The organism is Oligoflexus sp., assembly GCF_035712445.1.
GTDB lineage: Bacteria > Bdellovibrionota_B > Oligoflexia > Oligoflexales > Oligoflexaceae > Oligoflexus.
Genome location: NZ_DASTAT010000049.1, coordinates 1 through 13,107, shown reverse-complemented (window position 1 = coordinate 13,107; position 13,107 = coordinate 1). Strand labels below are relative to the sequence as shown.

Annotated in this window: 10 protein-coding genes and 1 pseudogene; 8 read left to right on the top strand and 3 right to left on the bottom strand. The window is 54.9% G+C overall.

The genetic code is table 11. From position 1 onward, the window contains the following. The first annotated feature begins 54 nt into the window (after positions 1-54). Positions 55-390 (top strand): hypothetical protein, encoded by a 336-nt coding sequence (locus VFO10_RS09795; RefSeq protein ID WP_325139509.1) that lies wholly within the window; start codon positions 55-57, stop codon positions 388-390. A gap of 30 nt (positions 391-420) precedes the next feature. Here the strand turns inward: VFO10_RS09795 and VFO10_RS09790 are convergent, their stop codons facing one another. After that, positions 421-2,013 (bottom strand): hypothetical protein, encoded by a 1,593-nt coding sequence (locus VFO10_RS09790; protein WP_325139505.1) that lies wholly within the window; start codon positions 2,011-2,013, stop codon positions 421-423. An 85-nt stretch (positions 2,014-2,098) separates the two neighbouring features. Between VFO10_RS09790 and VFO10_RS09785 the strand changes: the two genes are divergently transcribed. From VFO10_RS09785 to VFO10_RS09775, 3 genes are all read left to right on the top strand, one after another. Next, positions 2,099-4,096 carry a sensor histidine kinase gene (locus VFO10_RS09785; RefSeq protein WP_325139503.1) on the top strand — a complete coding sequence of 666 codons (1,998 nt, stop codon included), beginning with the start codon at positions 2,099-2,101 and terminating at the stop codon, positions 4,094-4,096. A gap of 123 nt (positions 4,097-4,219) precedes the next feature. Continuing rightward, complete coding sequence (locus VFO10_RS09780) at positions 4,220-6,235, top strand: leucine-rich repeat domain-containing protein (protein ID WP_325139499.1); 2,016 nt, start codon at positions 4,220-4,222, stop codon at positions 6,233-6,235. Positions 6,236-6,244: 9 nt separating this feature from the next. Then, positions 6,245-6,835 carry a hypothetical protein gene (locus tag VFO10_RS09775; RefSeq protein WP_325139497.1) on the top strand — a complete coding sequence of 197 codons (591 nt, stop codon included), beginning with the start codon at positions 6,245-6,247 and terminating at the stop codon, positions 6,833-6,835. Here the strand turns inward: VFO10_RS09775 and VFO10_RS09770 are convergent. Then, on the bottom strand, positions 6,827-7,687 hold the full coding sequence (locus VFO10_RS09770) for an endonuclease I family protein (protein ID WP_325139495.1): 861 nt from the start codon (positions 7,685-7,687) through the stop codon (positions 6,827-6,829). The two genes, VFO10_RS09775 and VFO10_RS09770, sit on opposite strands and share 9 nt — an antisense overlap. A gap of 116 nt (positions 7,688-7,803) precedes the next feature. On the opposite strand from VFO10_RS09770, the gene VFO10_RS09765 reads away from it, so the two are divergent. From VFO10_RS09765 to VFO10_RS09750, 4 genes are all read left to right on the top strand, one after another. After that, positions 7,804-8,817: an SGNH/GDSL hydrolase family protein gene (locus VFO10_RS09765; protein ID WP_325139493.1), complete on the top strand. Its 1,014-nt coding sequence runs from the start codon at positions 7,804-7,806 to the stop codon at positions 8,815-8,817. Between the two features lie 42 nt (positions 8,818-8,859). Continuing rightward, complete coding sequence (locus tag VFO10_RS09760) at positions 8,860-9,366, top strand: DUF1993 domain-containing protein (RefSeq protein ID WP_325139491.1); 507 nt, start codon at positions 8,860-8,862, stop codon at positions 9,364-9,366. 246 nt (positions 9,367-9,612) lie between these two features. Then, the gene (locus VFO10_RS09755; RefSeq protein WP_325139488.1) at positions 9,613-11,223 is read left to right on the top strand and encodes a DEAD/DEAH box helicase; all 1,611 of its coding nucleotides are present in this window, start codon (positions 9,613-9,615) and stop codon (positions 11,221-11,223) included. A gap of 185 nt (positions 11,224-11,408) precedes the next feature. Then, positions 11,409-12,104 (top strand): hypothetical protein, encoded by a 696-nt coding sequence (locus VFO10_RS09750; protein ID WP_325139486.1) that lies wholly within the window; start codon positions 11,409-11,411, stop codon positions 12,102-12,104. On the opposite strand, the pseudogene VFO10_RS09745 reads toward VFO10_RS09750, so the two are convergent. Then, positions 12,091-13,107: pseudogene (locus tag VFO10_RS09745) on the bottom strand (hypothetical protein); the annotation flags it as partial. The gene VFO10_RS09750 and the pseudogene VFO10_RS09745 sit on opposite strands and share 14 nt — an antisense overlap.

The window sequence follows — 13,107 nt, the reverse complement described above, 5'->3', positions numbered from 1 at the left end:
CGGTCCGATAGGTCCTCGGCTCCCTTCCGGAGTGCGAGGATCTTTTTTTTGGGCGTGCGTTTTCCCAGAACTCCTTACACCGTCACCTACATGAAAGATGGGGTGAAGCATAGTATTCGGCGTCAGCCTCCCCCGAAGCTTCATGAAATGGAAGTCGAGGACGAGGTGCGCCTGACCCGCGGCAAGAACGATGATTTCAAGGCCGGAGAAACCCTGACCGTAAAAGGCATCAGCCCCCGTCAGCCCAATGTCCTGCACCTTGTGAATGAGGATGGACTGTCCACCTTTGTCGATTACTACGATGTGAAGCTGGAAACGATGAAGGGGGCGCGGAATGGGGTGGATGTCCTCGATATGCCGATCAATAACAGGTATCTTCTGTGGCCCTAGATGCCATGACCACAGAAGATCAGCTTGGAATCAGGGCACCGCGCAAAGGCCTTCATTCGGTCCTGGTGTGCCGGTGCGATCAAAGTTACTCAAAAAGAAATCCTGCATGCCCCAGCCCATCAGACGACCATTCGCATCATAGGCCAAAGCCCGGATGAACTGCTGACCATTCAGGTTCGGGCCCTGGTCGAAGCGTTCCACCTGGATGGTTTTGCGATCAATATTCCGAACCGCCATGCTATTGATGGTGGACCAGACCGTCTTGCCCGAGGGGCAGCGTTCCAGAATCTGAACATCAATCTTCGCCGTGCTGCGGATGAAGGCGAGGTTCAGGTTGATCGATGAACCGGCAGGGAAGAGTTTTTGATTCACGGGCAGCTGAAGGTCAATGTCGCCGCTCAGATCATCAGGGCTGCGGGCGAACGACCAGAAGATCGTGGGCTCAAAGTCCGGGATATCACCGATGCGGAAGGCCTTGCCGCTCGGAACGCGGAACTCCAGACCATCCTGGGGTGTTCGGCAGCGCTGCATATCCACGGAAGGATCATCACGATTGATCAAAGTGCAAACGCCTTCGATGACTTTACCCATCTGCTGCAGCTGCTTTCTGCTGTACCACGAGGGATCGACCTGCAGACGCTGACCATCCTGATAATGACCCGATTGTCCTACGATCATGATCACAATCGCATCGGTGATCAGCTGCTGCTGGCCATTGGTATCGGTCAGGCGAACAGGTGCGCGATGCGGCAGGATCTTGACCGGCTTTTTCAGAAGTTTGTCGTCGGCCGGGATAATGTAATGGGCCCCCAGGACCACATGATCAGGGGACGCAGGCTGCACCTGGGACGCAAGGCAGCTGGAGAGCGTCAAGGGACAGTGAACGACGATCACGCGCTTCGGTTGATTGTCGATCTTGCCCGTTTCACCATAGGTCAGCTGCAGGTAATCGACGGTGAAGATTTCCGAGATGCTGGTATCGAGCTGCAGATTGGCTTGAATCGGAGCCGAGAAGCTTTCGATGGTCAACGGTGGATTGCGCGGGGGCAGTTCGATTTTTTCCAGTGTGTCATCGTCCTGCCACAGAAAACCGCGGTTCAGGGTTTCGATGGTTTCCATCGCAAAAACAATCTGCACGTTCTTGCGGGCTTCCTTGTCACGGGAATGCATCTGCGCCAGCTGCCAGGCCCAATCATAAACCGCGTCGGCGGTGTTCAAAGCCGGGGAAAGATCCAGATGCTGGGCATCCAGGTTTGCCCGAACGAAGGCGCCATAGGCTTCCATCTGCGCGCGGAAGGAATGATTCTCGGGAGTATCCTCCAGCTTCAGAATGCTGCGCGGCAGACCTACAGCCGTTTCCCCATTCTGCATCCCGCGAATGGATCCATCCTGGTCATAGATGCCGCGGCTGGGTTCGGCGGCAAAGCCGGATTCCTTGTAGGCCACGGCCATCAGAATGTCTTTCGGAAGCCGATAGCGGCTCGCGACATCATGAAAAACCTGGGCCACTTCCCCGAGGGGAGGAGCATTGGGGGCCTTCTTTTTGGGTTCCTGGCCACAGGAAGGAAGCAGCAGAAAACTGCTTAAACCAAAGATAAAAGGCCGGAGTTTTGTGCGTATCATAAAAGGACCTCCTCGCGGCAGCGTTTCCTATCATTATAGCTGAGTGCGGCTCTTCCGATAATGGAGCTGGAGGTTTCTCCCTTTTATGCGGTGGTTTCTGTTCATTTTACTGACTTTCACGGTGGATGCTCTGGCCGGAGCGATCGACATTGGTCAGTTTGAAAAAAAAATCGCCGTCTCCAAGCAATTCGAGGTGATCGAGGAACCGCGGGCCGGAATGCGCATCGAGGCCGTCCCGCAGCTGACAGGCTGGCGAGGCGTTGCATCCGGGCTCAAGACCTTCAAGTTCGGAATCACAGAGAAGGCCTTCTGGGTCCGCGCCACGCTCATCAACTCGGCGCTCCATAGCCGGACGATCTATCTGGTCAGTGAAGATCCGCGTACGGATGTGATCGACTTTTATGGACTCGATGGTGATCGCGTCGACGTTGAGCGGCATACCGGCGATCATACGCCCTTTGCATCCCGCGGATTTTTCTATCGTGGTTTCGCCTTTCCTGTGACGCTCGCTCCTGGTGAAAGCCGGCAGATCTATCTGCGCTTTCAATCGACGGCCCCCGTGGAAATTGATCTGCAGATCTATCCCAAGTGGACCCTGGAGGCGGAAGCGGCCAAGGCTGGTCATGCGGGAACGCTTTATTTCGGGGCCATGGCTTCGATCATACTCTTTAACTTTCTGCTCTTTGTCAGCAGCCGCGAACGCATCTACTTAAGCTACTGCCTCTTTCAAGGCGTCACCGCGGGAGCCATTTCCGTCAGCTTTGGCTCGGCCTATGGCCTTCTGTGGCCGGAGTCGCCTTATCTTAACAGCGTGATGTCCATCCTGCTGCCCAGCCTCGCGCCATCCTTGGCTCTGATTTTCACGGCTTCATTTTTAGGAGTCCGCAGCAAAAATCAACTGCTCTGGTGGAGCATGCAGATCCTGGCCGTCATTCAAATTCTGATCGGATTCTTTGGGGCCTTTGGCGGGGGCTATCTTTTTGTGATGCGCTCCCTTTATTATGTTTTGATTCTGGCGCCGCTGCTGATCCTCATCGTGGCCCTCGTCGGAGCCGTAAAAAAGGATCGTTCGGCGACCCTCTTTCTGATGGCCTGGGTTCCTTTGATCCTGAGCGCAGCTCTTTTCTCGCTTGTGCGGCTTGGCTATGTCGTCAGCTCCTGGCCTCAGGGTGTGGAACTGGCTTTTGGTTCCATCTGGGAAGCCGTATTTCTGTCGGTTTGCCTGGGCGACAAGTTCAATCAGATCAAAAAGCAGGAGATCACCTATCTGCGGCGGATACGGAATGAAGAACTGGCCGCTCGGGAGGCCGAGCTGATGGCCGAGGCGCGGCGTCGCGAAAAAATCATACATGAGCGTGAGGCCGCCGCGAATCGCAATCTCGTGCGCGTGATCTGTCATGATCTGGCCAATCCGCTGAACATCATGCTGAATTATTCCAGCATCTATGAACAAGGCGAGATGCCCTGGGAAGAGGCTCAGCGCTATCTGAGGAAGATGCATAGCGCGGCCGTCCACCAGCAGGAAATCATCGAACACGTCCGCGAATTCGAGGCGATCAATTCCGGCAAGATTCAGATGAAGCTCGTTCCCGTTCGAGTCGCTGATGCGCTCGTCCAGGTCCAGGACCTTATGCAAAAGCGCCTGGAGGAGAAGAGTATCCGCCTTATCATCAGCGGCCTCACCCCTTCTTTGCATGTGATCGCCGAGCAGCGGAGCCTTGTCTATAATGTTCTGGCCAATCTTCTGAGCAATGCGATCAAATTCAGTCCCGATGGTGAAACGATCGAACTGATTTTGGAAGAACGCGGAGACGAGGTTCTGCTCGATATCGTCGATCAAGGGATAGGAATGGATGCGGAATTGCAGTCGAAGATCTTCGATATTTCCAGCCCCACGACCCGCCCCGGACTCAAGGGGGAGAAGGGTACCGGCTTCGGTTTGCCGATAGTCAAAAGCTACGTGGAACGTTACCAAGGCTCCTTGCAAATCGTGAGCACGCCCATCGAGGAAAGCCCGGATCAGCATGGAACCCGCTTTACCCTGACCCTGCGGAAGGGGGTTCCGGCGGTCATTGCAGCCTGAAAGAATTAAGATAAATACCCAATATCACTGTATAAATATCCAGTTCTCTCAACTTTCTCAAGCCAATAGCCGATAAGGACGATGTTGTGGTTCCAGCGTCTTACTACACCTGGCGGGTTTGCCATGCGCATCGTAGCCATGATTTCCATCATGCTGCTCTGTTCCTGCAGTCCAATAGCCAAGGATCTGCGGTATAAGAAGCAGTCCGACCGCGCGGGATCCTATGATTCCAGCGGTGATGCCGCGAAGAATGCGGCAGCCTCCGCCTTGCCCAATATCAGCAAACTCACGGAATACTGTGCGCCCACGGCTTCCGAATCCACGAATCCAGGTCACCGCGCCTATCTGCAGATGATGTCTCATTATCAATTTGCCAACTGTGACCAGTCGGTGGCTTATTTCGCCAAGGCCACCGAGCTGGATTTTTCAGGGGCTGCTCTGACAGATATCAAACCCTTTCAGTATCTGGGTCAGCTGCAGCGTTTGAATTTGAACGATAACCGCGTGACGGATCTGACCCCGATCAAGGACAACCTGGAGCTGAAGTATCTCGAACTTGCCCGCAATGGCTTGGAGGATATCAGCGGGCTCAAAAATCTTAACAATCTGATCGAACTCGGACTGTCTGAAAACCAGCTCGTCGATATCAGTCCTTTATCAGGGCTGAAGAGCCTCAAGGTACTGCAGATCTCGCGCAACCTGATCGTCGACATCACGCCGATCAAGGACCTTGTCGATATCGGAGTGCTCAGCATCCATACCAACTCCATCAGCGACATCAGTCCTTTGGCTAACATGACCAAGCTCACGTTTCTGGATTTGCAGAATAATCCTGCCATCAAGGATCTCAGCCTGCTCGGCAAGATGAGTCGCCTTCAATCGCTCGATCTTCAGGGAACAGCGGTTACCGATATCACCTTCGTGAGCGGACTGAAGGAACTGAAAGGCATCAAAATTAATTCCAGCATGGTCCAGAACCTGGCACCCCTCATGAGCCTGCCCGGACTCTTGAGCGTTGATATAGATGCCGGGGCTGGGGTCGCGGGTGCCGCGCCGCGGGCGATCGCGGATCCACGCGTTTTCAGCGGCATCAAAACCCTGGAAAAGCTGGTCCTTATTCGCCAGGGAATTACGGATCTTTCCTTTCTTACGGGTATGACGCAACTCAAAGCCCTGAATTTGAATTTTAATACGCCCGTGGATATGACCCCGGTCTCGCAGCTGACCAATCTCGTGCAGTTTTCCTGCGCCAGCTGCAATCTGACCACGACCGCTTTTTTGACAAATTTGAAGAGCCTTGAAATCGTGGAACTCGGCGGCAACGCCATCACCGATTTCACGGCCCTTGGTGGTCTGACCAAAATCAGATCCCTCGATTTGAATACCACGGGCATCGTGGACCTGACGCCGCTTACGGCCCTGGTTCAGATGGAAGAGCTGATCCTCTTCGCCAACGCCGTGTTGGATATCACAGCGCTCCGAGGCATGAGCAAAATGCGTGAACTCGATATCGCCTCGAATCAGATTGTGGATCTTGCACCCTTGATGGGTCTGAACAATCTGACCGTTCTCGATATCGGCCGCAATCAGGTTCGCAGCACAGCGCCCCTGGCCGGCCTTGTGAAACTGCAGAGGCTGATCATCGGTGCCAATCCCGGAATGGACACCGCAGGAATCGCCAATCTGAAGCAATTGAATTATCTGGATGTAACGGATCTGGCCCTGACGGATTGCGGCTTTGTTTCCGGCCTCAGCGGGCTTTCGGAACTCAGCCTTGCACGCAACGCGCTGACCAGCATCGCCTGCGTGAAGGATCTTAAGAATCTCCTGGTGCTGAATTTCCAGGCCAACCGCGTCGCCGACCTTCTGCCTTTGAAGGACATGAACAATCTTTACAGTCTGACCGCGGCAGCCAACGTGATCACGGATATCAGCCTTTTGAAGGGTCTGACCAAACTCGAGCTTCTGAATCTGACGAATAACCAGATTTCGGACATCACGGCCCTTGCCAATCTGCCGAAGCTCCGAAACTTCCGTCTTCTGACCAATCCCCTGGGGACGACGGTGGTCAAGGCCGATACCAACTGTCCCGCGGGTCCGAATGTAAACGTGGCTGTCCGCACCTTCTGTCTGCAATAGGGGCTTGGGATGCTGAATCTTTTCTTTGCACGGCTGACCTTCATCACACTGCTTCTTGGCAGTGGCTTGACCATTTCGTGCAAACCAGGTCAGTCCCTGAACAATACCAAGGATCCGAAGAAAAGCGAGGGTGATAAGACCCAGGATGCGAATGAAGAAAAGGTCGATATTCCCGCGAATATCGCCGGATCTTATTTGACCTGTGCTTTGCGTAAGGAAGCGAAGGCGGATGATCTGGATGCCCAGTACGGATGCCAGCTGACCGATCAGCTTACCAAAAAGAAATTGGATCTGGCCGCGAGCGGGCAGCGCCTCGTTTGGTCGAGCAACATCACCGAGGGCGTGAAGGTTATCGATCAGGCAGCCTCATCCATCTATCACGTTCTTTATAACGTCAGCGCTGCGAATCTCGAAGCGCTGCAGGCGAAGGTCAAGAACCTGGATGTCATAGCCAGCTGGCGCCTCGATTCGGGGGAGACCGTGGCGGTCAAGCAGGACAAGGTCATCAACGTCCTGAAGCCGGCGGTCGAGCTGGAAGACTTCGAAGCCCCAATCGTGAGGGAGCAGACGATTCAAACCGATCGTCCCGGTTCACTCTGAGGCGGCGGTCGCAAGCCGGCTCAGCCGGCCGATGAAAAAGCTGTTGCCCTGAATCTCTTTAATCTGATGCACTCTCTTACGTTCGGCCTCGTCCATGGGATCCTCGCGATCCCAGGCGCTCAAAAGCCCCTCGTTCTTCTTGTTCACAATATCAAAGCCGGGATAGCGGGCATCCATATAAAAGTAAATACGGGCCAGGTCGCCGCGAATCTCGCGACGGGGTTCGGCCACCTTGTGTTCGACTTCAAAATCACAGCGTCCGAATTCCCGCGGTTCCCCGCCGACCTCTCCAAAAGGATAATTGGAACGCGCGGCATTCAGCTCGCCGAGCGAGGGGAGCAGGTTATAGAGATCGGCCTCCATGCGGGCAAAGACCTCGGACGTGGCGCGCGCACATTCCCGGCCTTTTTCCTTGCGTCCACGCCTTTCACAATCGGGATGGCCTTCTTTCCACTCTCGGAAGCGTTGACCAAAAACGCTGGCCGGCACCACATGCTCCCATTCGATGCGTTTGCTGCGATTGCCATGGCCCTTATACCCGCAAGCAGCCTCATCAATGCGGTCTTTCTGCCCCAAATCATAGGGGCAGTCGCAGTAAATCTCTTTTCCGCGGGCATAGACTTTTTTCAGGATGGATTTGGCCTCATCAAAATCCCGCGGGTGCCGGGAACTGAATCCAGGAGTTTGAGCTGTTTTCTCGGGAGGCAGCGGTTTCGCTGTGGGCCGCGTCTCGGCCTTGTCCCGCACAGGTGGGCGCTCGGTCTCGCGCTCCTGTCCAGGTTTTTTAAGATATTGAAAGATGCCGATGAAGACGATGCCAAGAGCCAGAATACGCAGCAACTTTTTGAACATGGAAATCCTTTCACAGCAAGAGCTTCTTTTTAAGGATAAAGTTTCGGGAAAGCCAGCGCTGCTTTTTGTGTCATAATGACATTTAATGGTCCACCTTGGGAACATGAGGACATCCGATGCTGCGAATTCTCACTCTCCTGACTGCAACTCTTGGAATCATGGCCTGTCAGAGCCCAGGTCTGCCTGCGAAAGCTTTGCTCACGGCACCGCCACTGTCCGGCAAGGGGCCGCGCGTGGATGAGGGAGTGCGGCCCCATCAAAATCAATGGCTGAAGGGGCTGGTTCTGGATCCTGATCAGACCGGTATTCATACGCTCGTGGTCTTCGGCGACAGCTATTCCGATACGGGCAATCTGTTTCAGAAGACACAAACCCTGGCCCCGCCCCAGGTCTATTGGCGTTCACGCTTCAGCAACGGCCCGATCTGGGTGGACTACGTGCAGGGGGCAACGGGCTGGACAGTTCGCAACTATGCCTTTGCCGATGCCGCCGACGGCGAGGCCTTGCTGGAGATTCCGGGGACCTCTCTGAAAAAACAGATTCAGGAGTGGGCGCGGGACAGCAAGAAGTTAAGCCGCGAAGGTATACTCATCAGTATCTGGCTTGGCCCTGATGCCTATCAGAAAGATCATGATGCCGATGCCATCGAGGATCTTATCAAAGAGCTTCGCGAAGGCCTGATCACGCTTGATAGCTTTGGGTTTCATCATATCGCGGTGGGCACGCTGCCTGACCTTTCCCTTCTGCCCAAACCCTTGCCGTCTCAGATTTCCCTTACGCATAATAGCGCTTTGAATCAGCTGATCGAGGATCTGAAAAAAGACCGTTTGGATCTCAGGGCCTATCTTTTCAACGCCCATGACGTGCCGAAGGTCGCCCAGGAAAAAGCCGAGTCGGCAGGCATCGCGCAGAAAAAGGAAGCCTGTTTCAACGGCAATGCCTTGGGGCAGACCCAGGGGGAACGACGTTTCTGCCGGCAGCCGGGCAGTAGCCCTTATTGGGACGCGCAGCATCCGGGGAGTAAACTCCACTGCTTCCACGCGGCACAATTTTTAGCCGATACGGCTCATGCTGATCATGTGGGCGGCTATAATATGGGCCAGGCGGTCGACCATTGCCAGCAGCTCTAAGAATCTTCTACTATTGAAAAAATTCGGACGAGGAGTCGCTCCATGTATTTTGAGATGATCCAGCAGTTTCATAAAGTGCTTGGCAACCTCGAAGCCATCCTTCAGAAGGCCAACCATCACGCCGAACGCCGGAGCTTTGATGCGAACAACTTTCTGGGCATGCGGCTGACTCCGGATATGTTTCCGCTGATACGGCAGATTCAGATTGCGACCGATACGGCGAAGGCCGCGGCTGCGGGTCTGGCGGGCAAGGAAGCCCCGAAATATGAAGACAATGAAACGTCCCTGAGCCAGCTGAGCGAGCGCATACGCACGACGCGCGCTTATCTGGAAGGCTTCAAGGCCCCGGATTTTGCGGGGGCGGAAAGTCGTAAAATCAAGCTGCCCAATACCCCGGGCAAGGGCATGCGTGCCGCGGAATTCCTTGTTCAGCGGGCGATTCCCAATTTCTATTTTCATGTGGCCACGGCTTATGCGCTTTTGCGGCAAGGCGGAGTGGATTTGGGTAAAAAAGATTTCCTTGGTGAATTACCTGTGGTAGACCTATGACTCGCCGTCGCACGCCTGGTTAACGATGAAGGTATGCGATGACAGCATGCCATATTGTTAACGGACGGGTATCACACGGTAAACGCAGGCTGGGCCTACGCTTGCGGACATTTTGTAAGAAATGACCTATCCTACCCTGAAAAATTGTGATAACAGAGGCCCCACTGTGTAACTTGGGCTTGGCCCAATCCACTCATTTACGTGCGACACCGTTCCTTGGGGTCGCCCTAAAGAAACGAGATCCACTTGTCATTATTCTCTGATTTGAACTTAAGTTCCGAAGTCTTGCGCGCTATTCAGGAACTCGGCTATGAGAAGCCCAGCCCCATTCAGGCTCAGGCTCTGCCGATTCTTCTGGAACAAACCACTGACTTTTTGGGTTTGGCCGCTACCGGTACCGGCAAGACAGCGGCTTTTGCCATTCCTATGCTTGAACGCATCGACCCTGTGATGCGCGAAGTTCAGGCCTTGATCCTTTGCCCAACACGTGAACTCGCCATGCAGGTGACCGAGCAGGTCAACATTCTTGGCAAATATTTGGGTGTCAACGCTCTGCCGATTTACGGCGGCGCGAGCTACACCGAACAGCACCGCGGCCTGCATCAGGGTCTGCCGGTGGTTGTGGGAACTCCCGGCCGGATCTGCGATCACATCCGTCGCGGTACTTTGAACCTTGAAAGCCTGCAGGTCATGATCCTGGATGAAGCCGACGAAATGATTTCGATGGGCTTCAAAGATGATCTGACCGCAATCCTGGACTGTCTGCCCGAAGGTCAGGCCAACACCTGGCTGTTCTCGGCGACGATGAGTCCTGATGTTCGTCGCGTGGCCGATACCTATCTGAAGAACCCCCAGCAGGTTCAGGTCAACCGGACCGAAATGGTTCCGACCGCGATTGAGCAGCGTTACTATGTGACGCATGAAGCGAACAAGCCTGAAGTTCTGCGCAAGCTGATCGACTCGGTCGATGATTTCTACGGCCTCGTCTTCTGCCAGACCAAAGCTCTGGTCAGTGATCTGACCATGTACCTTTTGGATCGTGGTTACCGCGTGGACTCCTTGCACGGTGACAAGAGCCAGGCTGCTCGTGAAACCACCATGAAGGCCTTCCGCGATCGCAAAGTGAAACTCCTGATCTGTACCGATGTCGCTGCCCGCGGCCTCGACGTGAAGGATGTGACTCATGTGATCAACTATTCGATTCCGAAGGAACTGGATAGTTATGTGCACCGTATCGGTCGGACCGCGCGCTGCGGCAAGTCCGGTTTTGCACTCAGTTTGATTTCTCCGCGTCAGCGTCTTCTGATTGCTCAGATCGAGCGTTTGACGAAAAGTAAACTCCAGGAAGGCACCATCCCAACCCGTAAGGAATTGGGCGTGAAGAAAGTGGCCTATTATCTGCAGAAATTCCAGGAGCCCGCGGGCTATGCACGCGCGGTGGAAGCTCTGGGTGATGGCTGGAAGGAACTGCTCGCGACCATGACTCCGGAAGAAGTTGCAGGCCGTTTCCTGGCTCTGACCTTCCCCGAGATCTTTGCCGAACGTGATCCTGAGCGCAGCAGCGGCAATGGTTTCCCGGCCTCGGGTTTCCCATCGACGGGCGAACGCTCCCATGCTGCGCCCAGACCAGCTCGCGGCGACAGCCGTGTGCGTCCTGTGGTAGCACCCGTGTCCCGTTCCGAAGGCTCACGCGCCTGGGACAAAGTCAGCGCGCGTGCTTCGCGTCATGACGAGCCGGGCGATGACAAAGGTCGCAAAGGCAAGCCTTTCAAAAAATTCCCCGCAGCGGCTGCTGGCAGCAAGTTCGCCGGTAAAGCGAAAAAGCCTGGTAAAAAAACTGCCTGGGCCAACCCGTAAGGAAGGACGTGGATCCCACGTCCCCTCTAGTATTTTCCAGTTACAAATGAGCGCTGAATCCTACGCTTTGGTTTAATCTACCCGAGCGTGGCCTTCACGCGCCCTCTGTCATGATTCCCCTGACTTGACTGCCCCGAGAAGCCTGCTATCGTCGCTGACGACTGTAAACTCTTGGGAGATGTACTATGTTTCTGCTCAGTCTTCTTGCCCTTCTTCTGCCAGCCGTTTCGTTCGCTCAGGAAGTGCAGGTGGTCGACAAGGAAGGTCGCGACGTCCAGACCCTCTATGCCTCCGTCGGACCGCGTCTGCGTTTCAACAGTCGGGAAGCCCTCGCCCTTGGTGAACTCCGCATTCAGCCGCAGGAATGCGCAGTCATGGATGATCAGCACTTCGATTGCACCGAAGCTTTGCGCCGCGAACTCAGCCGTTCGGCAGGTTACGAGACGGTTGTGCTTTTGAAGCCTTTGGTTTTGGAAGCGACCGAAGATCGTTCGTTCCCTGAAACAACAAGCTGCTCACTCATCGAACTGCGCAGCATCATTCGGCGTGCGGTGTGGGAAAACAAAAACTTCGAAGGCCTGGGATTCTTTGCTGACGGTTCTTTGAGTTACATTGAAAAAACGCAGCTGCTCGTCCAAAAGGATGCGTTTTTTCTGAGTAACAATGAACCTGCGATCGTGCACAGCTTTTTGGATGTGGGACTTTGCCAGAAGCCTGACGTCGCGGCCGAGACCTACAATTTCAAGGCTTACGCGCAGTTTGCCGGCCCTGGCGCTGCACAGGCCACGCGCGTTTGGGAGAACAAGCCGACCGATTATCGCCTGAGTCTTCAGCCCGGGCAGCGCGGCTTCGATCGCACCTTGGATGTCATTCGTCCTTGATCGTTTCGGCTTCCTGACCCCAATCCTGGGGGAAAAGACTGCGAAGGCGAACCACGCCTTCCAGTTTCTGCGCCAGTCCCAGTCCCATCACAGCGCCCGCATAGAAAACCATGACATAACCATCGCTCGCGACGTCCTGGGCTTCATCCTGCGTAAGAAAAATATCAGTGCCCTGCATATAGGCGCGAAAGCGTTCCCGCGGCAGCCGCACGATATTTTTCCGGGCATGGGGACCCCAGACGCGGGCGGCGGCGGTGGCGAGTTTAGGGAACTTGAAGTTGATCTTCATAAAGTTCTGTCCGAGTTCTTCCAGGCGCAGGCTGGAAGGAATTTCATAGCGGCGTGGATGATAGCTGAGCTTCTTCGGTGTGCGGTGAAAGATCACGTGCTCATCCCACACAGACTTGGGAAAATCAAAGCGTTCCTGCAGGTAAGGGAGTTTCGCTTCCGTGACGGGTTCATCTCTTGTCGTCAAAGCCGGAGTGTGTCGCTCATCGCCGGCTTTTTGCAGAACGCAGATGAAAAAGCCGCCGCTATCGTTCTGATGCGGCCAGATGCGAAGGGCTCCGGCAACGCGGGGATCGACGCTTTGGTCTTCGAAGGTCGTGAGTCCAGGAGATGACACGAGGCCGGGAACGACGGCCGGCGTTACATCAAGATCGGGATTGGCCTTTAAAATAAGGTCAATGATGGCCTCATTTTCTTCCGGGCGGAAGGTGCAGGTGCTATAGACGATGCGTCCACCCGGGCGGCAGGCGTTCACGGCTTTTTGCAGAATGGCGAGCTGCAGGCCGTTATAAAGTAGAGTCCCCGCCTCCTGCTGATGGTACATGATCCGCGGGTTTTTCCGCACCGTGCCTTCGCAGCTGCAGGGAACATCCACAAGAACGCGATCAAAGAAACCGTCCGCACCTTTAAAATGCGCGCCGTTGCCCAGCGAGGTCGAAATAATGCTGAGCCCCAGCCTTTGACTATGGGACCACAGGATGCGCAGGCGATTGAA

Excerpts from the sequence above, each read along its gene's own strand:
- VFO10_RS09775 (WP_325139497.1), top strand. The coding sequence starts at position 6,245 with ATGCTGAATCTTTTCTTTGCACGGCTGACCTTCATCACACTGCTTCTT.
- VFO10_RS09785 (WP_325139503.1), top strand. The coding sequence starts at position 2,099 with ATGCGGTGGTTTCTGTTCATTTTACTGACTTTCACGGTGGATGCTCTG.
- VFO10_RS09750 (WP_325139486.1), top strand. The coding sequence starts at position 11,409 with ATGTTTCTGCTCAGTCTTCTTGCCCTTCTTCTGCCAGCCGTTTCGTTC.
- VFO10_RS09765 (WP_325139493.1), top strand. The coding sequence starts at position 7,804 with ATGCTGCGAATTCTCACTCTCCTGACTGCAACTCTTGGAATCATGGCC.
- VFO10_RS09780 (WP_325139499.1), top strand. The coding sequence starts at position 4,220 with ATGCGCATCGTAGCCATGATTTCCATCATGCTGCTCTGTTCCTGCAGT.
- VFO10_RS09760 (WP_325139491.1), top strand. The coding sequence starts at position 8,860 with ATGTATTTTGAGATGATCCAGCAGTTTCATAAAGTGCTTGGCAACCTC.
- VFO10_RS09770 (WP_325139495.1), bottom strand. The coding sequence starts at position 7,687 with ATGTTCAAAAAGTTGCTGCGTATTCTGGCTCTTGGCATCGTCTTCATC.
- VFO10_RS09790 (WP_325139505.1), bottom strand. The coding sequence starts at position 2,013 with ATGATACGCACAAAACTCCGGCCTTTTATCTTTGGTTTAAGCAGTTTT.